This is a genomic window from Methylovorus sp. MP688, from assembly GCF_000183115.1.
In the GTDB taxonomy this organism is placed as follows: domain Bacteria; phylum Pseudomonadota; class Gammaproteobacteria; order Burkholderiales; family Methylophilaceae; genus Methylovorus; species Methylovorus glucosotrophus.
This window is the reverse complement of the sequence record NC_014733.1, coordinates 1,699,798-1,720,853: the sequence shown is the minus strand read 5'-3', so window position 1 is coordinate 1,720,853 and position 21,056 is coordinate 1,699,798. Positions and strand designations below refer to the sequence as shown.

The window sequence follows — 21,056 nt, the reverse complement described above, 5'->3', positions numbered from 1 at the left end:
CGTGGCTGACGTTATTCTGTTTGATCTCGACGGTACCCTGGTGGATACCGCACCAGACCTTGCCTATGCGCTTAACCTGCAACGCGAGCGGCACGGCCTGCCAGCTTTGCCGCTGGATGACATCCGTCCGTTTGCCTCGCACGGTAGTCGGGGCCTGTTGCACAAAGGCTTTGGCATCACCATGGAGGATCCTGAATTCGACGCCATGCGTGCTGAATATCTGGCGCTTTATGATGAGGTTTTTGCCCGGTCGCCGGTACTTTTTTCTGGCATGGCAGAAGTGCTGGCCCATATAGAAAATCAGGGCTTGCAATGGGGCGTGGTCACCAACAAGCCCAGACGGTTTACCGAACCCATGATGCAGGTCATGGGCTTGAGCAGCCGTGCCGCCTGTGTCGTTAGCGGAGATGATGCCGCCCGAGCCAAGCCATATCCCGATACCTTGTTGCTGGCTTGTGAGCAGATGACAGTCAAGCCGCAGCAGTGTCTTTATATAGGTGACGCCGAGCGGGATATTGAAGCCGGACGCACTGCTGGCATGAAAACGGTACTCGCAATGTATGGTTATCTTGATGAGCAGGATCAACCCGAGCAGTGGGGCGCGGATGCAACTATTGATAAACCGCTGGATTTGATTGCATTAATCAACTGAGGCATTAAGCATGCCACTATGCCTGGTGGCGGGGTTGCTTCAGATTGTCGGGGTCGTTTGCCGCATCAATGAAGAATGAAGAGCGGCTTGCACATCCGAATTTGAAATACGGACTCGATTAGCGAACGCTGCGGCGCTCCATCAGGGCCTGCGCCAGTGTGCCGCTATCCACATGCTCAATTTCGCCGCCCATAGGCAAGCCACGTGCGATGCGGCTCACCTTGAGGCCACGTGAGCGCAGTAGCTCGCTGATGTAGTGCGCCGTAGCTTCGCCTTCCACGGTGTAATTGGTGGCGAGCACCACTTCTTCTACCACGCCATCCTGCGCACGTTTCAGCAGTTTTTCCAGATGAATTTCTTTGGGGCCTATGCCATCGAGCGGGGATAGCTTGCCCATCAATACAAAGTAGCGGCCCTGAAACACGCGCGTCTGCTCCAGCATCATCAGGTCCGTGGGCATTTCAACCACGCAGAGCAAAGTGGGGTCGCGGTTATCCGCTGCGCATAGAGGGCAGACGATATCTTCGCTGAAGGTGTTGCACAAGCTGCAATGGGTGACGACTTGCAATGCATTGTGCAGCGCCTGGGCGAGGCCATTGGCGCCGCTGCGATCACGCTGCAAAAGGTGATAGGCCATGCGCAATGCGGACTTGGGGCCTACGCCTGGAAGGCAGCGCAGGGACTCAACAAGCTGCTCCAGGGCGGGCGGATTGCGCATGACGTGAGTGATTTTTCGGTGGGATTAAAAAGGCAGTTTCATGCCGGCAGGCATCAGACCGCTCATGCGCTGTTGCGAGGTGGCTTCGGCCTTGCGCACGGCATCGTTGAGCGCCGTTACGATCAAGTCTTCCAGCATTTCCTTGTCATCGCTCATCAGGCTGGGGTCTATATGCAGTCTTTTTACCTCATTACGACAGGTGATGGTGACCTTGACCATGCCGGAACCAGCCTGGCCTTCCACTTCCACCTGCGCCAGTTCTTCCTGCGCGCGCTTCATGTTTTCCTGCATTTGCTGGGCCTGTTTCATCAGGTTGCCCAAGCCGCCTTTCATCATGGGATGCTCCTTCGTCTGCGGTTATTGTAGGGGTTTGATACTGGAGGGTATGATCTGCGCGCCAAAGTCACGCATTAACGCCTGCACAAAGCCATCTTGCTGGATGGAAGACTCTGCCTGCGATTGCAACTCGGCTTTTTCCTGGCTGATCTGATGCGCAGGCGTGTTGTTGCCGCCGCCTATGCTGAATTGCAAGTGCATCTTGCGGCCAAAGTGGGCCTCAATCGCGGCTTTCAGTTTTTCCTGATAATTCGGGTCGAGCAAATGTTTATGTGCTTCCGGCACTTGTAGCTCAAGACGGTCTGCCGTATGCCCAATCAACTCGCAATGCTGGGCCAGTGCCCTTGCCAGGCCGAGTTTCAGCTTGTCTACCAATAGGCGCCAATTACCATCGAACTCCTCCTGCAGGCTGTCTTCCACGGGGGATGATGCCGGCGTCGCTTCCGATGTGGAAGTGTAAGCCGGTTCAGGCGACGATACCTGAGTATGTGTTGGGACGTCAGCTGGCGTTTCAGCTACGGTTGCTGCGGGAGTGGCAGCCGCTGGGGCAGTTGCCGGTGCTACATCTACCTCATTGCTTGTGACCATCGTGGCTTCTGCCACAGGTTTTGCCGGGGCTATAGGGGGCGGTGCAATCGCGGCGGGCGATGGTGTGGCTGATCTCGCCATGGTGGCGGCAGCAAGCGCACTGGCGGCACTGCCTGCATGTTGAGCGATAGGGCGATCACTGCCAGAAGGGGCCGGCGCAGTCGGCGCAGGCTTGCTGGTGCTTTCATTGCTGAATGCCAGCATGCGCAACAGGCACATGGTGAATCCCGCAAACTCATCCGGGGCCAAACCAAGATCGCGGCGGCCCAGCAGGGCAATCTGATAATAAAGCTGCACTTTATCGGCCGGGAGCTTGGTGGCCAGATCCAGCAGGGCCGTGCGCTCGGGCAGGTCGAGGGGAATGCTTTCCGGTACCGTTTGTGCCACGGCCAGCTGATGAAGTAACTGGGCCAGATCCGCCAGGGCGGTATCAAACGACAGGCTGCGTTCTTCCATGCTTTTGGCTTGCGCCATCAGGCTGGGGCCGTCCTGGGCAATCAGGGCATCCAGCAGGCCATAGAGATAGCTCTGGTCGATGGCGCCCAGCATGGCACGTACTTCGCTTTCATTTACCCGATTGCCACCGTAGGCAATCGCCTGATCCAGCAGCGAAAGCGCATCGCGCATGCTGCCATTGGCAGCCCGGCTGATCAGTTGCAGTGCAATGCTGTCAGAAGGGATATCTTCCTTGGCGAGGACTTCCTGCAAATGGCTGGTAATCGCCGGTGTCGACATCTGGCGCAAATTGAATTGCAGGCAACGGGAAAGCACGGTGACCGGCATCTTTTGCGGGTCCGTCGTCGCAAGAATGAACTTGACGTGAGCAGGGGGCTCTTCCAGCGTTTTCAGCATGGCATTGAAGGCAGAGCGCGACAGCATGTGCACTTCATCGATGATATAGACCTTGAAGCGGCCTACCGTCGGGGCGTATTGGGCGTTGTCCAGCAGCTCGCGCATGCTGTCGACCTGGGTGTTGGATGCCGCATCCACCTCCAGCATATCGACAAAGCGGCCGCGGTCAATGTCCACGCAGGCCGAGCAGACGCCACAAGGGTGAGCGGTGATGCCGGTTTCGCAATTCAGGGATTTGGCGAGAATACGGGCCAGCGTGGTTTTGCCCACACCGCGGGTGCCGGTAAAGAGATACGCATGGTGCAGCCGTTGTTGCTCAAGGGCATTGGTCAGTGCGCGCACCACATGTTCCTGTCCGACCAGCGCTTCGAACAGCTTTGGGCGCCATTTCCGGGCAAGAACTTGATAACTCATAAGGCAGGCGTTTACTTAGATTAGCGAGACTACAACTTTAGTCCAAAAAGCGCATTCGCGTAAGAGCGGAGATTTGATCATGAGGATGTCACTTGCATGATCAAACCCTGGGAATTCGGTGGCGAGCCCAGCCCCCGGCACTTGCTTCAATAACTGTGGCTGCTTCCTTCCGGACCTGACCAGGTTCGCTACTTTGCAATGCGGGGAGGCCCGCCGGAAATAATTCTAGCGCAAAACGCCTGGATTCCCTAATCGAAATAGAGGCGGTCATCGAGGCAAGCCAGCTAGATAATGCCTAATCCATGCGCTATAGTGCGGGGATAAATCAATGAAATAAATAAGAATCTCAAGGGTTAAGTGCGCGAAAAATCTGGCATGTTCAGCATTCAGCAACCATGGCAAGGGCGTATCAAGGGAATGTGGTCCACGCTGCAAAGCCCGACAGCCAGCCTGCTAGGCCAGGCTATTCTGTTTTTTCTGGTGCTGGCTGAAAGTCTGATCTGCATATTCTGGATTTACACCCTGTCTGGCCTGGGCGATGGCTACGCGCTCATGGCCGCAGTGCCTTACGTTTATCTGGTCGTCTCCTATGCCAGTCTGCTGCTGTTCTACCGTATGCAGCGCTTCCATTATTTCGTTTTTACCCAGCTCGTCATGCTGCTGGTCATGCCTTTTTTCATGCAATGGATTATTGGCGGCTTTGAAGCCTCCAGTGGCATGGCGATCTGGGCCTTGCTATCTCCTGTAGGCGCCATGATGATCCTGGGCGCAACGCAATCCACGCAATGGTTTGCCCTGTTTCTCATTCTGGCAGGGGTTTCCTGGCAGCTGAACAGTCTGTTTGCGGGCTATGCATTACCCATTCCTGCCACGACCAAAAGCATATTTTTCCTGATCAATCTGGCAGGTGTTGCCAGCATTCTGTATACCGTTTTGCGCTATTTTCAATCGCAGAAAGCCAGGCTCATGGAAGCCCTGTCTTACGAGCAGGCCCGCTCGGAGAAGCTTTTACTGAGCCTGTTGCCGGTGTCCATCGCGGAACGCCTGAAAGCCGGAGAGGTGAAAATAGCTGACCGGTATGAGCATGTGACCATCCTCTTTGCGGATTTGGTGGATTTCACCCAGCTATCCTTGCATCTGTCACCGGAAGCATTGCTGGATCTACTGAATGAGGTATTTTCAGGATTTGACCGTTTGGCGGCCAAGTATGGCCTGGAGAAGATCAAGACCATAGGCGATGCCTACATGCTGGTCTGTGGCGCCCCGATTGAGCGAGCTGACCATGCCGAGGCGGTAGCGGATATGGCACTGGAGGTGCAGGCCTTGTTGCAGACCATCTCCACCCAGCTGGGTACGCCGTTATCCATGCGTATTGGCATCAATAGCGGCCCAGTGGTGGCGGGCGTGATTGGCCACTCAAAATTCAGCTATGACCTGTGGGGCGACGCCGTCAATCTTGCCCGGCGCATGGAGCAATATGGGCTTGCCGGGGAAATACAAGTCTCAGAAGCGAGCTATCAGCTGTTGCGTGAAAAGTTCGTCCTTGAGCGTCGTGGGACGATTCTGGTGAAAGGGCATGATGAGCAGGTGGCCGCCTATCTGCTGAAATCCAGACGATCTGCATTTTAGGTTTGGACAGCCGCCAGACTTGATATATAATCCGCCTCCACGTTACGGAAGGGTGGATGAGTGGTTTAAGTCGCACGCCTGGAAAGCGTGTTTAGGCTAATAGCCTAACGCGGGTTCGAATCCCGCCCCTTCCGCCAACAGCACCTCAGCCAGTTCCATGGGTGTGCATCGCAAAAAGCCAGAGATTCTCTGGCTTTTTTGTTTTGCGCGCTACCGTTTCGCCATCCTGCAACGACAGCCTGCGTGAGCCCGCCAGCCAGCGTTTCTGCCTGGGCGTAATGAATTTCTGACGCTTCCCCAATGCCAAGTATCAGGCTTCATGGGGCTTATGCCATAATCCTGCCAGGTCGAGAGAACAAACCGCATAAAATGCAGTCACAAGAAGGGTGGTGCAAAGCGGTTTGCGCAGGCTTCATGAATCCAGTGAGAGAAAAATGAAATATCTAGTGGCAGTTTTATTGTGGGTGGCGAGCAATATGGCATATGCAGGAGGGTGTAACGAGCTTTACAACCATCAATTCAATACCTTGCAGGGCGAGAAGATCAACCTTTGCGACTATCAGGATAAGCCTATTCTGGTGGTCAACACCGCCAGCAAATGCGGTTTCACGCCGCAGTTTGAAAAGCTGGAGTCCATGTACAAGCATTACAAATCGCGTGGTTTGCTGATCATTGGCTTTCCTTCCAATGACTTCAAGCAGGAGTTGAGCAGCAACAAGGAGATAGGTGACTTTTGCAAGCAGACCTATGCCGTGCAATTCCCCATGGTAGGCAAGACTTCTGTGGTGGGGCCGCAAGCGCATCTTTTCTACAAACAGTTGGCGGCGATCACCAAAGAGCCCCCTATGTGGAATTTTTACAAATACCTGATCTTGCCCAATGGCGAGCAGGTGTATGCCTACAGCAGTGATGTTGAGCCTGAGGCCAGCCAGATCATGACCAAGCTGAAGCCTTATCTGAAATAACCATTCTCTGCATGGCGAGTGCAAAAAGGGGCTGGGTTCAAGCCCCTTTTTGTTTTCACTGCGTCCGCATGCATTTCTGGCTAAGCCGTTGCGCTACTGCAGACTTAAAACCCGCAACCTGGACCCGGGATGTAAAATGACGACATGAGCCATACACCCACATCCGCCGCCGAGCCATTTTCCGACCTTAGTCCAGACCTGGTGTTGGACGCGCTGGAAAGCCAGGGCCTGAAGACGGATGGCCGTCAGCTGGCCTTGAACAGTTACGAAAACCGCGTCTATCAGGTGGGCATTGAGGATGGTCAGCCGGTCGTCGCCAAGTTTTATCGCCCCCAGCGTTGGGATAATCAGCAGATCGGCGAGGAACATGCGTTTGTGCTGTCTCTGGCAGAGGCGGAAATCCCTGCCGTGCCGCCTATCACTATCAATGGCAAAACCCTGTTTGAGTACCGCGGTTATCGCTTTGCAGTGTTTGCCCGGCGCGGCGGGCGCTCACCCGAGCTTGATCAGCCAGAAGTGCTGGAATGGATGGGGCGCTTCATCGGGCGTATTCATGCGCTGGGAGCGCAACAGCCTTATGTGCACCGCCCCACGCTGGATATTGAAAGTTTTGGCCGGGTGCCCAGTGAGTATCTTCTTGAGCATGGCTTTATCCCTGCGGACCTTGAGCAGCCTTACCGTGCGGTGATCCAGTTGGCGCTGCAAGGCGTGGCTGAATGTTTTGAACGGGCGGGCAGGGTGGAGCATATTCGTCTGCATGGCGACTGCCACATGGGCAATGTGTTGTGGACCGATGCCGGGCCGCATTTTGTCGATTTTGATGATAGCCGCATGGGGCCTGCCATTCAGGATTTATGGATGATGCTGTCCGGCAGTCAGGACGATATGCGTCGACAGTTGCAGGCTTTGCTGGATGGCTACGAGGATTTTTATGATTTCAACCCAGCCGAAGCACATCTGATCGAAGCCTTGCGCACGCTGAGACTGATCCATTACGCGGGCTGGCTGGCCATGCGCTGGACCGATCCCGCTTTTCCGCGCGTTTTCAGCTGGTTTAATACCCAGCAATACTGGCAGGATCGCATTCTGGAGCTGCGTGAGCAGGTTGCGCTAATGCAAGAGCCGCCCATCCCCATTCAGCGCGGCGGTAATTTCTAGCGGTCTCTCGCTGGCCTGCGTTGTATATGGCCCATCTGTGCTGACAACTGTACTGTAAAAATTCCCTTTATCTGTGTCTGCCAATCCTGACGCGATGCCCATAGGATAACCATATCCAAATCCGGCTGCTGGCTTCTTAAACAGCCGAATCATCGAGTTAACAGGAAGTTTGCCCGCATATGTCAGATAACAAAGTTGTTCGCCATTATCCACACCCTGCTGCTGGCTGGGGCGCATTGAAAAATGTGGCTTTTCAGCTGGTAAATCAGCGCATTCCGGCGAAAGGTGTCATTACCTTGCTGTCGCAGAATCAGCCTGATGGTTTTGACTGCCCCGGGTGTGCATGGCCTGACAAAGAGCACACGTCTACCTTTGAATTTTGTGAAAACGGCGTCAAGGCAGTTGCTGCCGAGGCTACTGCCAAGCGAGTCACCCCTGAATTCTTTGCCAAGCACACGGTGGCGGAACTCATGGAGTGGAGCGATTTCAAGCTGGAAGACCAGGGGCGCCTGACCAACCCCATGCGCTACGACAGCGCCACCGACAAATACGTCCCGCTGGAGTGGGATGAAGCCTATGCCATGATTGGCCGTCAGCTGAATACGCTGTCGCATGCCGATCAGGCCGTGTTTTACACTTCTGGCCGTGCCAGTAACGAAGCGGCTTTCCTCTATCAGCTGTTCGGCCGTGAATTCGGTACCAATAACTTCCCGGATTGCTCGAACATGTGTCACGAGTCGACCAGTGTTGGCCTGCCGGAAATGGTCGGTATCGGCAAGGGCAGTGTGACGCTGGAAGATTTTGAACATACCGATACCTTGTTGCTGTTCGGGCATAACCCGGCCACCAACCATCCTCGCATGCTGGGCGAGCTGCGCGAGTGTGCTCGCCGTGGCGCCAAGATCGTCTCCATCAACCCATTGCGTGAGCGTGGCCTCGAAAAGTTTGCCGACCCGCAAAGCATCGTTGAAATGGTGACTTTTGGCGGCACCAAGATCAGTGAGATTTATGTTCAACCCAAGCTGGGTGGTGACCTGGCCTTTGTCAAAGGCATGATCAAATGCCTGATCGAATGGGATGATCAGGCGATTGCCACTGGCGGCAAACGCATCATGGATGTGGATTTCCTGCAGCAACATACGCACGGCTTTGACAATTTTGCTGCCGACATTCGTGCCGAAAGCTGGGAGCCTATCCTGGTTGAGTCTGGTGTCAGCCGCGAGCAGATTGAATCCGTGGCCACTATCTATGCCAATGGTGAGCGGGTGATTGCCACCTGGGGCATGGGCATTACCCAGCACAAGCATTCCGTGGCCACCATTCAGATGATTACCAATCTGATGCTGTTGCGCGGCAATATCGGCAAGCCCGGCGCGGGTCTGTGCCCGATGCGCGGCCATAGCAATGTGCAGGGCAATCGCACCATTGGTATCTACGAAAAACCCTCCAACGCCTTCCTGGATAGCCTGGGCACGGTGTACAACTTTGAGCCACCACGCAAGCATGGGCATGACGTCGTGAGCGCTATCCGTGGCATGCTGGATGGCGACGTCAAGGTCTTCATCAGCCTGGGCGGTAACTTCTCGATTGCAACGCCGGATACCGACCGTACCTGGCAGGGGCTGCGTAATTGCGACCTGACCGTGCAGATTTCTACCAAGCTTAACCGCACCAACCTGGTACACGGCAAAGATGCGCTGATACTGCCATGCCTGGGCCGCACTGAGGTCGACATGCAAGCTTCTGGCGCGCAAGGCGTGACGGTAGAAGACTCCATGAGCATGGTGCATATCTCCTACGGCATGAACAAGCCCGCTTCGCCACATCTGAAGTCCGAGCCAGCCATTGTGGCCGGTATTGCCCATGCCACGCTGAAAAACAGCAAAACCCCATGGCTCTGGTACGTGGAAGATTACAGCCGCATCCGCAATGACATCGAGCGCGTGTTGCCAGATTTTGCCCAGTACAACGAACGCATCAAGGTGCCAGGTGGCTTCCGCCTGCCCGTACCTTCTTACGACCGCGTATGGCGTACTGCCACAGGCAAGGCCGAGTTCCGCGTGCATGCCATTCCCCGCGATCTGCCTATCCACAAGGCGCGTGAACAATTTGGCGACAAGGTGTTCAACCTCATGACCACGCGTTCGCATGACCAGTACAACACCACGATTTATGGTTTGAATGACCGGTATCGCGGTATTTTCGGCGAGCGCCGTGTGGTGTTCGTCAATAAGGAAGACCTGGCCGAACAAGGCCTGAAAGCTGGCGAATACGTTGACCTGGTGAGCGTATGGCAGGATGGCATTACCCGCCGCGCAGACCGCTTCCTGCTGGTGGAGTACGACATTCCCCGCGGTTGCCTGGGTGGCTATTACCCAGAGACCAACAATCTGGTACCGCTGGAAAGCGTAGCGGATATTTCGCACACGCCGACTTCCAAATCAGTACCGGTGATCATGGAGCCACATCGTGCAGCCGCTTAGGGTAGAAACGGCCCAGGAGGTCGAATACTTTCTGAGCGCCTTGCTCGGCGACATGCTGGCGGAGACGCAACGCGGCCGCAAGACCATTCCCATGGCCGCCTTGTGCAAGCGCTTGAGCGTGCGCATGAGCACCTTGCAGCGCCATCTGACCAGTCTTGCCGAGCATGGTGTGGTGACAGTGCATTGCGATGATGCAGGCCGCTGGACCACAGAACTTACCGCCCATGGCATGGGCTTGTTCGACCAGCTTGCAGCCTGAGCCGGGCAGCGGAGGCTGCATGAAGTAAAAATCCCTGCCGGGCGGGCAGGGACTAGGGTATATTAAGCCGTCCCCGGCTACCCTGATATACCCATGAAGTTATACGTCACCGTCGCTACGCGCATCCGAGCATTAATCGATGAGAGCGTGCTTCGCCCTGGCGACAAAGTCTTTTCGGTACGTGAAGCAAGCCTGAAGTACAAGGTCAGCATCAGTACCGTCATCAAAGCCTACGAATTGCTGGAGCAAGAGGGCGTGATCTACAGCCATCCGCAGTCTGGCTATTATGTATCCCAGCGTCAGCCACCATCGCGCAAACCCCATGCCGCTGCCGCCCCTGCGCGTCAGCTCACACAAGTTGAACTGGTATTGTCCACGCTGCGCTCCATACGCGAGTCCGGCACGATTCCCCTGGGCTCGCCTTTCCCAGACGCCCAGCTGTTTCCGGTCAAGAAAATCCGTAATTATGAAAACGCCCTGAATGCCGATAATGGCGATTGGGGTGTGCTGAATGATTTGCCGCCCGGCAATGAAAGCCTGCGGCAGCAGATTGCCAAACGTTATCTGGATGTCGGCATGGATGTCTCGCCGCGCGATATCGTGATTACCCACGGCGCAACGGAGGCGATCAGCCTGTGCCTGCAAGCCGTGGCCAAGGCTGGCGATACCATCGCTGTCGAAGCCCCGGGTTATTATGCGCTGGCGAATGCCGTGGAGCGCATGGGCATGAAGGTGGCTGAAGTGCGCACACATCCGGAAGAGGGCATGGAGCTGGATGCCCTGCAGGCCCTGATGGAAAACGTGCAGATTGCCGCGGTGTTGCTGACCGCCAATTTCCAGAATCCACAAGGCTCGGTCATGCCGGATGCCAAGAAGCAGGCGCTGGTTAATCTGCTGGCGGCGAAGCGCATTCCGCTGATTGAGGATGATGTCTACCAGGAGCTGTATTTTGTCGATGCGCCGCCATTGCCGATCAAGGCCTATGACAAGGACGGACTGGTGCTGCATTGCGCTTCGTTTTCCAAGTCGCTTGCTCCCGGTTACCAGGTGGGTTGGGCGTTGCCGGGGCAGTACCGTGAAAAAGTGGAAAAGCTGATGTTCCTCAACAGCCTTTCCATTCCTTCCGCGCCGCAGATCGCCATAGCCAAATTCATGAAGCGCAGCAGCCATGCCCTGCATTTGCGGCATTTGCGCCATATGCTGAAATCCAACTACGTGTTGATCAAGGCGGCGGTGGAGGCGCATTTCCCGGCGGGCACCCGTATTTCGCACCCCGGCGGCGGTTATGTGGTCTGGCTGGAGTTGCCCGTGGGAGTGGATGCCCTGGATCTCTACGGCTTATGCATTGCGAAAGGGATCTCGATTGCGCCTGGCGCCTTGTTTAGCCGTCGGGGGGAGTTACGCAATTTCATTCGGCTTAATTTCAGTCATCCCTGGACACCGACGATAGAGCAGGCGGTGAAAGAGGTAGGCACACTGGCGCGTGGCCTGCTGGCTGAACAGCCTTAAACTTTACTGTTGCCGCTGAGCTTAAAACGCCAGCGTTTCAAATGTATCGGCTGGGACGGCGGGCGAGAACCAGTAACCCTGGCCGTAATCACAACCCGCCGCTTTCAGCAGGGCACATTGCTCTTCCGTTTCTATGCCTTCTGCGATTACGCTCAAGCCCAGCTTGTGCGCCATGGCGATGATGGATTCACACAGTGCGAGATCGTCTGGCTGCGTGGAGATATTGCGCACAAAGGATTGGTCGATCTTGATGTAATCAATGTCAAACCGGCGCAAATAAGCCAATGAGGAATAGCCGGTACCAAAGTCATCCAGTGCCACCTGAATCCCGGCATCGCGAAACGCCAGCAGCTTTTTGGAGACATTCTGGCTGGTATCCAGCAAAAGCCCCTCGGTAATTTCCACCACCAGGCTCTGACCCACCAGGCCTAGCTGTTTCATGTAATCCAGCCATTGGTCGTGCGTGGAGCTATCGTTCTTGAACTGCACAGGCGATTTATTCACGCTGATCTGGAAATGCGCCCCGCGCTGCTGCTGCCATTTTTTGACCTGCACCATCGCCTGCTCAAACACCCAGTCGCCTATCTCCATGATCAGGCCGGTGTCTTCGGCAATCGGGATGAATTCGGCAGGGCTCACCATCCCACGTTGCGGATGATGCCAGCGCAGTAGCGCCTCGGCCTTCTGTATGGTGCCGCTCGCCAGGTGAATAATCGGCTGGTAATGCACTTGCAGTTGCTGTTCCTGCAGCGCCAGTCGCAGATCATTGGTAATCAGCATTTTCTGGTGGGCAGCTTGCTGCATGGAGGGCGTAAAGTAGCTGATGCGATTCCTGCCGCTGGCTTTGGCGGAATACATGGCCTGATCCACGTTTTTGAGCAGATTGTCGATGCTGTTGGCATCCGTCGGGTAGAGCGTAATGCCCATGCTGGCTGATACAAAGGCAATATCTTCGCCCAGTTTGAAAGATGCGCTGAGCTTGCACAGGATGGCTTGGGCAATACGGTCTATGCTGTTCAAGTCTTCCAGCTCGCTCAGGATAACGATGAATTCATCGCCGCCCAGCCTGGCCACGGTGTCGGTATCGCGCACGCAATGATTAATACGGCGGGCGGCCTCTTGCAGCAACTGGTCGCCTTTGTCATGGCCAAGCGTGTCATTCACTTCCTTGAAATGATCCAGATCCAGAAACAGCAGTGCGAGGGGCAGGCCAATGCGGTTGGATTTCTTGATCTCCTGCGCCAGCCGGTCATAAAACATCCGTCGATTGGGCAGTTCGGTCAGCTGATCGAAGTTGGCCTGTTTCCACACCAGGCTTTCCGATTCCTTGAGCTTAGTGATATCGGTATGCGTGCCTACCATGCGCAACGGCCGTCCATCCGCCGCCCAATCGACCACCATGCCACGCGCCAGTATCCATTTCCAGCTGCCATCCTTGCAAAGCAGGCGATGCTCATTGATGTATTGCGTGGTTTCCCCGTTCATGTACTTTTCCAGGTCGCTCAGCACTCTGGAGACATCCTCCGGGTGAATCCGCTCTTTCCAGGCTTCCAGTTCGGGGCCCATTTCCCAGTCCTCCATGCCCAGCATGGTCTTCCAGCGTGAAGAGCGGATTACCTCATTTTTTTCGATATCCCAATCCCAGACGCCATCCCCGGAACCTTCCAGGGCGAATTTCCAGCGCTGTTCGCTCAAGATGAGATCCTTGTGCATGTCACGCATGGTTTTCAGCGTCTGTGTACGGTAGGCAAACAGCCGGCTGAGCAGATAAAGCAGCACGCTGACCGCGAGCCCCGCGCCGGCGATCAGGCTGGAGCGATGGCGATCCAGCGCTGCTTCGAAAGCGGGCTTGGAGGCAATATGCACACTCCACACGCGGCCATGTATTTCCAGATATCTTGAGGATTCATAGCGAGGATTCTTGACCTTATCTGCGCCTGGCGTCTGGTAGACCGATAGTGCCTGGGACTCTGAAATATCCGTGATATGGATGGCAATCTCTGAAATCTCCTGCTGAAATATTTCTCCCATCAGCGTCGCAATGTCAAAGCTGGAAAATACCCAGCCCTGAATATGATGTTCACGTTGTGCAATCGACTGATCTTGTATCCTGTTCGAATACACGGGCAGGATCATGTCCAGTGTCGCAATATTGGAAGCGCGATTTTGTCGCATGATGGGCGGGGTGAGATGTGTGTCAGCATTTTGCATGGCTTGCTTGAAGGCAGTAAACCGGCTGCTGGGGGTCTTGATGTCTTGCCGGATACACGCATCACTGCCCGAGAAGGGCTGGCTGTAGACAACGGGGATATGGCGTTTCTCAAGATCCAGCGGTGAAGTATCTGCCAAGGGCTGGCCCACGCGCTTCGATGGGGGTGGGGGAGGTTCCAGGCCTGCAAAGGCCACACAGAGCAGGCCTTGATGATTGTCCAGATTTTTCAGGCTGTCGGTATAGGCGAGAAACTCTTCTTCCTCGACCGAGTTGGAGGCTTTGAACAGGCTTTGCACCCCGCGCAGCATCCGATCCTGAACCGCAAGATACTGTTCGAGTTCGTTCACGACCAGCTGCGACTTCAGGCCAAACTCAGCTTCGAGTTTCAGAGACTCCTGTTCTCTGGTCTGATGCCAAAGCTGATATGTCACGCTGAGGCAAATCACCAAAATCAGCCATGGCCAGAGCTTCCCATCTCCTCCCCATGGTTTTATTTTGCCAATTTTGTGGAGCAATGACCTGTCTGACGCTTGTATGCCCATGCCAGTAAGTGATCTTCCCTCATCCTAGTATCCAGCTTTGTATATTGCTATAACGGCAAGTTTGTTCTTGTCTTAATGCTGGTCGATTTTATATGGGCACTTGCTTCAATCGCGCGGAACAGCGGCTTCAGGCGCAACTTGAGCTGTGCTCATTTTTATTATCATGCTGGCAATATAACGCTATATTCAGAGCAGAGGAATAGCGTACCTGTCGGTATAGCTAACAGATGGTTTATTTGAATAAGGTTTAAGCGACGCCTGAATATCCTGCCTGTGTAGGAAGGGTCCTACATGCGTCACATGGCATCGCTGACACGCGCTAATGCCATCGGGGCATATACTGACAGCATGTTTTATTTTGCAGCGTAAGGAATGATTGAATGTCAGCATCAAAGATTTTACCCATTAGCCTGATTGCTTTAGCCCTTGCCGGATGCGGCGATACAGCAAACCTTCCCGTCACCGATGGCATGGGCGCAAAGCCTGCCTTGCCAGCTCCCAAATCCACCTTGCTCCCCACGGTCAATGTCGCCAAGGCTGTCGGCTGGGATGGCAGTGCCAAACCAGTAGCGGCAGAAGGGCTGGAAGTGCGCCGTTTTGCCAGCGGTCTGGATCATCCCCGCTGGATGTATACCTTGCCCAATGGCGATCTTCTGGTGGCGGAAAGCAATGCCCCGCAAAAAGACGACCAAACATTCAGCCTGCGTGGGTGGATTGCTGGCTGGTTCATGCAGCGGGCTGGCGCAGGGGTTAAAAGTCCTGACCGGATTACCTTGCTGCGGGATACCGATGGCGATGGCGTAGCGGATTATCGCAAGGTGTTTATCGAAGGCCTGCATTCCCCATTTGGCATGGCGCTGGTCGGCAATACTTTCTATGTGGCAAATGCGGATGCACTGGTCAAGTTCCCCTATACGCCGGGAGCGGATCATATTGAAGCCGCAGGTGAAAAGGTGGTGGATTTGCCTGCCGGCATCAACCATCACTGGACCAAGAATGTGATTGCCAGTCCCGATGGCAGCAAGTTGTATGTCACCGTAGGTTCTAACAGCAACGTGGCTGAGAATGGGATGGATATTGAAAAAGATCGCGCCGCCATTCTCGAGGTCAATCCGGAAAACGGGCAGTACCGGATATTTGCATCCGGTTTGCGCAATCCGAATGGCATGGCGTGGGAACCCCAAACGGGCGTTTTATGGACCGTGGTGAACGAGCGCGATGAAATTGGTAGCGACTTGGTGCCGGACTATCTGACCTCCGTCAAGGAAAACGCTTTTTATGGCTGGCCATACAGCTACTACGGGCAACATGTGGATACCCGCGTGCAGCCTCAGGATGCCGAGAAAGTCAGCAAAGCGATCGTTCCGGATTATGCGCTGGGGCCTCATACCGCATCGCTGGGCTTGCTCGCTGCCAAGGGTAATACCTTGCCTTCAGCCTATGCGGAAGGCATGTTCATCGGCCAGCATGGCTCCTGGAACCGTAATCCCAAGAGCGGATATAAAGTGATTTTTGTGCCTTTTGCCGATGGCAAACCTTCCGGCACGTCGCAGGATGTGTTGACGGGTTTTCTTAACGCCAAGGAAGAAGCACAGGGGCGGCCAGTAGGCCTGGTGATGGATCAGCATGGGGCTTTGCTGGTGGCCGATGATGTGGGCAATACCATCTGGCGCGTAACACCCAAATTTGTCACGGCATCCCAGGATGCTCAACCGTGATCCCATTTTGCCGTTGTTCAATTATCCACCTAGACAGGAGCGTGCGATGAATCTACACCTTACCCTTGGGCCCATTGTTTCTTTGATAGCCGGCATACTGATTCTCGTCATGCCACGGCTGCTGAATTACATTGTTGCCTTGTATCTGATCATTATTGGATTGATCGGCTTGTTGGGTACACCACTTTAGTCATCGTCTTTTCTGAACCCCCAGTGCATAGGCTCTCGTATGCGCTGGGGGTTTGTTATTTAGTACTGGCCTGCCGGCTTTTCAGCCATTTGACGGAATACCGACACTAGCGACGATATGTCATGACCGGCATACAGTTGATTTAAATCAGGATTGATTAAAATCAATGACTTGAGAGTGCTTTTGTATCCTTGTGGCTCGGGTATGAATCCTGCAGGGATAGTGTTGTTAATACTAAGTGATTTGATTCCCCATGAAAGAAATTTTGTTGGCTTACTGTTATATCGTGGAAGCCAAAAATGTAGACCTGACCCATATCGGCAACGAAATTCGTACTTATCGACGTTTTTTTATTGAGCAACAGATACGCGGCACCATGATTTATGACGGTGAGTATTTTATTCACCTGCTGGTCGGCAGTCCGCTCAGCATCGTGAAAGCCGAACATACGATGGATGCTTTGCAAAAAGGCGTGCATAAAGAGATTCTGTATTACGGCAAGCTTGCGGATGCGGTGGATGGATTGAATCCGCTCTGGCAAGTCGGCTATATCCTCAATGATCAGGCAGAAGCCCCGGGGTATCTTGAAACCTTGCGTGACAGCAAGGGCAATATAGACGCCATCATGACCTGCTTTCAACAGTTGCAAGCCATCAGCGATACCGTTTGACGGCTTGGTCTTTACTCACCGCTTTGCCTTCAATGCTGCTCCCGGCGGTCATTCCTGCATGAATCATGGTCTGAATACGGTCATCTTTCGTCGATGTGATCTGGGCTACGCGCATTCTGGCTTTGCTGTGACTATCAACACAACAATAAATGGGGGCGACGCTAATATGGAGTCTCTTCCCTGTTGTTGGATACCCCCCCAACAATATTTCGGGCCTGCACCTGCAGGCCCATTTTTTTGCCTGAATTTTTTATGGCAACACCGTTTTGAATCTGCTTTGGCTTGCTCTGCGTATATAGGGCAAGTTCTTCATTTTTCATTGCCTGCTCTCACTCGATGACCAAGCGCACTTTGTTTGCTTTTATTGCATTGCTTTGCAGTGCCTGCTCGCCGGTTCGCTGGATGAATGCCATGATCCCATCCAGCGGCTACCGCCTTCAGCCGGATATTGTGTATCAGCCGAGCCATGGCAATGCGCTCGATGTCTATGTTCCCGCTCACGGACAGAGTCGTGCGGTAGTGGTGTTTTTTTATGGTGGCAGCTGGGAGTCCGGGCGGCGGCAGGACTATCGCTTTGTTGCCGAAGCATTGACGGCGCGAGGGTATAGCGTCGTTATTCCGGACTATCGGAAATACCCTGAAGTCGTTTTTCCGGCATTCGTCGAAGATGCGGCGGCGGCAGTGGCGTGGGTGCATAGGCATATAGCGGAGTATGGTGGCGACCCCAGCCGCATATTTATAGCCGGGCATTCTGCGGGGGCCCATATTGCAGCCTTGCTGGCGCTTGATCCCACTTATCTTCAGGCACAGGCCATGTCGCCTATGGATCTGAGGGGCATGATCGGTCTGGCGGGCCCTTATGATTTTCTGCCCTTGCAGACGGCGAGGTTGAAGGCTGTTTTTCCTGGGGAGCACTTGCAATATCTGGCACAGCCAGTGAATGTGCTGCAGCCACCGAATCCGCCTGTGTTGTTGCTGCTGGGGCGCAAGGATGAGACCGTACTTCCACGTAATAGTGAGAGCCTGGCCCAGCATATCCAGAAAGCAGGCGGCAGGGTGGAGTTGCGCTACTTTGAGAATGAAGGGCACATAGGCATGGCGCTGCGGCTGGCGCGACCGTTTCAGGGGGACGGGCGTGTGGTGCAAGCGATAGGGGAGTTTATTGATCGGGAAACCGCTTTCTGATCATCCGTTACCCGCGTGTTTATTGAATTCCCACTTGATCGTTAGTCCGAATGCACTATGTCAAATGACATATCGGACAATTCCTACTTTCCCTATAATTATCCAAAAAATAACAATTCAAAAAACAGGAAAGGCTACATGCTTGACGGTCTCTGCCCGCAGTAAGAATGGAGTCTCTCAGCTGATGCAGCGTTTGCGTACCGCCACGCAGCCCTTGCATCGCGAGTTGGATGCTCGCCTCCGCATATCGGCTCCACAGGCTGCCTATGCTGATGTGCTGGATCATCTCGGCCTTTTTCATGCCTGGCTGCTGCAAATGCTTCCCCAGATACATGCCATGCCTGATCCCTTGCCTGCGCATGTCGCTGAATCCAACCTGCGCAGATTGCGTGCGCTTTGTGTTGATCTGGAGCTGCCTGCTCCCGCGCACATGCATGTTGATCCGTCGCCAGCCTTGCCAATATCTGCCGCGTCTCTCACTGGCTATCGGTGGGGGACGCAGTACGTAATTGAAGGCTCCATGCTCGGCGCTATCGCGTTATACCCACGCATCGCGCAAATCGCCCCCGATCGCATACCGCATTTCTTCAGGCTGGCACTTAGCCATGGGCGCACGCCATGGCAGGCCTTTGCCCATGCGCTGGATACTCAATGCCTGGATGAGGCAGGAGAAGCAGCCGCCGAACAAGGCGCACGCGATGCTTTTGCCTTGTGTTTGAATATCTATCACCCATCTACTCTCGTTCAGGCTAGCCATGCAAATTAGTGTCAATTTGCAGAATTGCGATCAGGAGCCCATTCATTTGGCAGGCGCCATTCAATCCTATGGCGCATTGCTGGCGTTTGATCTGGACGGCACCTTGCAATATTGCAGTGAGAATGCCGCAGAGTTTCTGGGCGATGTGCCGCTGCTGGGGCAGTCACTGCAGGCGCACCATCTGTCAAAGCTCACCGGCGCGGCCTCATTGATTTCAGACTATCTGGTATCGCGGCAAAACACCCGGGTTTGCCATATACACGCGCCGCATGGGGTATTTGAACTGATGCTGCATGTGGCGGCTGGCGATATGGTGGTGGCAGAAATTGAGCCGGTCCTCGCTGGCTCTGATCAGCATGTGTTTTTTTCCACGCATTTTCAGCAGTTATTGAATGATCTGCGTGACCAGACCGATATTGAAACTCTTTTGCAGCGCGTCACCGACCACTACCGGGAGTTGACGGGATTTGACCGGGTCATGGCCTATCGCTTCCGCCAGGATGGCAGTGGCGAAGTTGTCGCCGAGGCTCGTCATTCAAGCCTGGAGGATTGGCGAGGTCGACGCTATCCTGCGGCGGATATTCCGCAACAGGCCAGGCGTCTGTATTTGCTGAATACCCTGCGGCTGATTGCCGACGTGGATGAGCCGCCGGTCACCTTGTTGCAGAGGCCCGGCATGCCGCCGCTGGACATGAGTTTTTGCCAGCTGCGTAGCGTCTCACCCATTCATATTGAATATTTGCAGAACATGGGGGTTGCCGCCTCCATGAGTATTTCTATTGTGATTGATGGGCAGCTGTGGGGCATGATTGCCTGCCATCACATGCAGCCCCATCGTATCAGCCGCGAAGTGCGTATGAGCTGCCATATGCTGGGCACCATACTCTCGTCTGAAATACAGCGCCTGCAAGCCGTTGAAGCGCATACCCGCCGTGAACAGGTCGCCGAATTGCGTGTGACCCTGTTGCCAGCGCTGATGGACGCTGAAGATTTTGGAAGCCAGCTGCGCAGTGCGATCGGGGACATGGCAGGCTTGATCCCCTCGGATGCAGCCGTGATCAGTTACGATGGCAAAAGCGCCGTCACTGGTGACGTCCCCGAGGCATTCATACGGGCCTGGCTATTCTGGCTGAATCAGTCGCTGCCCGATGTATATGCCACCCACAAGGTCGAAGATGTCCCCGCCAATCTGCGTTCGGTCATGGGCGATATCTGCGGTGTCATGGCAATCTCGATTGATAAGGTGCACAAGAGCTGGCTGCTGTTTATCCGGCGCGAACTCATCCATACCATACGCTGGGGCGGCAAGCCGGAGAAGCAATACAAGATAGGCCCCCTGGGACCAAGGTTGACGCCGCGCGGCTCCTTTGCAGAGTGGAAAGAGACCGTTCAAGGGCAATCTGAGGCCTGGAGTCCGCTCGATGTGGCCATGGCCCAGGAATTGCGTATGGATTTATTGAAAACCTGCAATGCCCATAATGCCCGCAACGAGCGTCACCGTATCCAGCTCATGGCCATGCTGGGCCACGATTTGCGCGATCCGCTCAACTCCATCACCATGGCGGCGCAAATGCTGGAAATGCAGGATGGGGCGAGTTCGAACAAGCTGGGCGAGCGTATCAAGAATTCCAGCATGCGCATGAAACGATTGGTGCATCAGGTGCTGGACATGAGCCGTTTGCAGGCCGGGCTGGGATTGCCGCTGGATATACAGCCTACCGATATATCGCTGTTGGTGCGTGACATGCTGGCTGAGCATGTCACCGCATATCCGGATATTCAGGTAGAGGCCGATATCCCGGACAACATAGAAGCGCAGGTGGATGCCGACCGTATTGCACAGGTGCTATCCAACTTGCTCAGTAATGCCCGTCACCATGGGCTGGCAGGCCAGCCGGTGAGGGTTTTGCTGAGTCGGGATATGGAGAAAGTTAACCTTCATGTGAAAAATGCCGGCCCGGAAATCCCGGCCGAGACGGTAGGCGTGTTGTTTGACCCCTTCAAGCGCCGGCAGGGAGTAAGTGAGCGTAACAAGTCTGGCCTGGGGCTGGGGCTCTATATTGCCCACCAGATCATCGCGGCCCATCAGGGGGATATCCGCTACGAACATGCGGAAGGCTATGTGTGTTTTATTGTGCATTTGCCGTGCACGATTCTGGGGGATGAAGCCGCGCAAAGAATTTCGCATTAGATTCAAAAATATAAAACTTATAAATGTA

At 54.7% G+C, this 21,056-nt stretch carries 18 protein-coding genes, 1 tRNA gene and 1 other RNA gene; 14 read left to right on the top strand and 6 right to left on the bottom strand.

The genetic code is table 11. The features are described 5' to 3' along the window. The first annotated feature begins 1 nt into the window (after position 1). Entirely contained in the window at positions 2 to 652 is a 651-nt protein-coding gene (locus MPQ_RS08235; RefSeq protein ID WP_013442453.1) for an HAD family hydrolase, read from the top strand. A 118-nt stretch (positions 653 to 770) separates the two neighbouring features. Here the strand turns inward: MPQ_RS08235 and recR are convergent, their stop codons facing one another. From recR to ffs, 4 genes are all read right to left on the bottom strand, one after another. Further along, a complete protein-coding gene (gene recR, locus MPQ_RS08230) occupies positions 771 to 1,370 on the bottom strand; it encodes a recombination mediator RecR (RefSeq protein ID WP_013442452.1) in 600 nt (199 codons plus the stop codon). Positions 1,371 to 1,394: 24 nt separating this feature from the next. Then, positions 1,395 to 1,703 carry a YbaB/EbfC family nucleoid-associated protein gene (locus tag MPQ_RS08225; RefSeq protein WP_202943926.1) on the bottom strand — a complete coding sequence of 103 codons (309 nt, stop codon included), beginning with the start codon at positions 1,701 to 1,703 and terminating at the stop codon, positions 1,395 to 1,397. Positions 1,704 to 1,727: 24 nt separating this feature from the next. Next, the gene (dnaX, locus tag MPQ_RS08220) at positions 1,728 to 3,560 is read right to left on the bottom strand and encodes a DNA polymerase III subunit gamma/tau (protein ID WP_041362198.1); all 1,833 of its coding nucleotides are present in this window, start codon (positions 3,558 to 3,560) and stop codon (positions 1,728 to 1,730) included. A 117-nt stretch (positions 3,561 to 3,677) separates the two neighbouring features. Then, positions 3,678 to 3,775, bottom strand: an RNA gene (gene ffs / locus MPQ_RS13715) — signal recognition particle sRNA small type. Between the two features lie 142 nt (positions 3,776 to 3,917). Between ffs and MPQ_RS08215 the strand changes: the two genes are divergently transcribed. From MPQ_RS08215 to MPQ_RS08185, 7 genes are all read left to right on the top strand, one after another. Further along, positions 3,918 to 5,189, top strand: coding sequence for an adenylate/guanylate cyclase domain-containing protein (locus tag MPQ_RS08215; protein WP_013442448.1), 1,272 nt, complete (start codon positions 3,918 to 3,920; stop codon positions 5,187 to 5,189). A 46-nt stretch (positions 5,190 to 5,235) separates the two neighbouring features. Next, positions 5,236 to 5,326, top strand: a tRNA-Ser gene (locus tag MPQ_RS08210). A 297-nt stretch (positions 5,327 to 5,623) separates the two neighbouring features. Beyond that, positions 5,624 to 6,154, top strand: a complete 531-nt coding sequence (locus MPQ_RS08205) for a glutathione peroxidase (protein WP_041362196.1) — start codon at positions 5,624 to 5,626, stop codon at positions 6,152 to 6,154. A gap of 144 nt (positions 6,155 to 6,298) precedes the next feature. After that, positions 6,299 to 7,312, top strand: a complete 1,014-nt coding sequence (locus tag MPQ_RS08200; protein ID WP_013442445.1) for a serine/threonine protein kinase — start codon at positions 6,299 to 6,301, stop codon at positions 7,310 to 7,312. A 179-nt stretch (positions 7,313 to 7,491) separates the two neighbouring features. Then, entirely contained in the window at positions 7,492 to 9,795 is a 2,304-nt protein-coding gene (locus MPQ_RS08195; RefSeq protein ID WP_013442444.1) for an FdhF/YdeP family oxidoreductase, read from the top strand. Then, complete coding sequence (locus tag MPQ_RS08190; RefSeq protein WP_013442443.1) at positions 9,782 to 10,054, top strand: hypothetical protein; 273 nt, start codon at positions 9,782 to 9,784, stop codon at positions 10,052 to 10,054. Before MPQ_RS08195 ends, MPQ_RS08190 begins: the two co-directional genes overlap by 14 nt. 93 nt (positions 10,055 to 10,147) lie before the next feature. Further along, positions 10,148 to 11,563, top strand: coding sequence for a PLP-dependent aminotransferase family protein (locus tag MPQ_RS08185; protein ID WP_041362195.1), 1,416 nt, complete (start codon positions 10,148 to 10,150; stop codon positions 11,561 to 11,563). 21 nt (positions 11,564 to 11,584) lie between these two features. Here the strand turns inward: MPQ_RS08185 and MPQ_RS08180 are convergent, their stop codons facing one another. Then, positions 11,585 to 14,206 carry an EAL domain-containing protein gene (locus MPQ_RS08180; protein WP_238525291.1) on the bottom strand — a complete coding sequence of 874 codons (2,622 nt, stop codon included), beginning with the start codon at positions 14,204 to 14,206 and terminating at the stop codon, positions 11,585 to 11,587. A 491-nt stretch (positions 14,207 to 14,697) separates the two neighbouring features. On the opposite strand from MPQ_RS08180, the gene MPQ_RS08175 reads away from it, so the two are divergent. The 3 genes from MPQ_RS08175 (at position 14,698) to MPQ_RS08165 (ending at position 16,895) form a co-directional block, all read left to right on the top strand. Next, positions 14,698 to 16,035: a sorbosone dehydrogenase family protein gene (locus tag MPQ_RS08175; protein ID WP_013442440.1), complete on the top strand. Its 1,338-nt coding sequence runs from the start codon at positions 14,698 to 14,700 to the stop codon at positions 16,033 to 16,035. After that, complete coding sequence (locus MPQ_RS14170; protein WP_041362192.1) at positions 16,022 to 16,225, top strand: DUF3096 domain-containing protein; 204 nt, start codon at positions 16,022 to 16,024, stop codon at positions 16,223 to 16,225. Before MPQ_RS08175 ends, MPQ_RS14170 begins: the two co-directional genes overlap by 14 nt. Positions 16,226 to 16,478: 253 nt before the next feature. Then, positions 16,479 to 16,895, top strand: a complete 417-nt coding sequence (locus MPQ_RS08165; RefSeq protein ID WP_013442438.1) for a hypothetical protein — start codon at positions 16,479 to 16,481, stop codon at positions 16,893 to 16,895. 161 nt (positions 16,896 to 17,056) lie between these two features. Here MPQ_RS08165 and MPQ_RS13945 read toward each other — a convergent pair whose 3' ends face one another. Further along, positions 17,057 to 17,215 (bottom strand): hypothetical protein, encoded by a 159-nt coding sequence (locus MPQ_RS13945; RefSeq protein WP_013442436.1) that lies wholly within the window; start codon positions 17,213 to 17,215, stop codon positions 17,057 to 17,059. Positions 17,216 to 17,306: 91 nt separating this feature from the next. Here MPQ_RS13945 and MPQ_RS08160 point away from each other — a divergent pair, with 91 nt between their 5' ends. The 3 genes from MPQ_RS08160 to MPQ_RS08150 all read left to right on the top strand — a co-directional run bounded on the left by MPQ_RS08160 (position 17,307) and on the right by MPQ_RS08150 (position 21,028). Further along, positions 17,307 to 18,080 (top strand): alpha/beta hydrolase, encoded by a 774-nt coding sequence (locus MPQ_RS08160; protein WP_238525290.1) that lies wholly within the window; start codon positions 17,307 to 17,309, stop codon positions 18,078 to 18,080. 184 nt (positions 18,081 to 18,264) lie between these two features. Then, positions 18,265 to 18,846, top strand: a complete 582-nt coding sequence (locus MPQ_RS08155) for a biliverdin-producing heme oxygenase (protein WP_013442434.1) — start codon at positions 18,265 to 18,267, stop codon at positions 18,844 to 18,846. After that, positions 18,836 to 21,028: an ATP-binding protein gene (locus MPQ_RS08150; RefSeq protein WP_041362189.1), complete on the top strand. Its 2,193-nt coding sequence runs from the start codon at positions 18,836 to 18,838 to the stop codon at positions 21,026 to 21,028. Before MPQ_RS08155 ends, MPQ_RS08150 begins: the two co-directional genes overlap by 11 nt. The last annotated feature ends 28 nt before the right edge of the window (positions 21,029 to 21,056 follow it).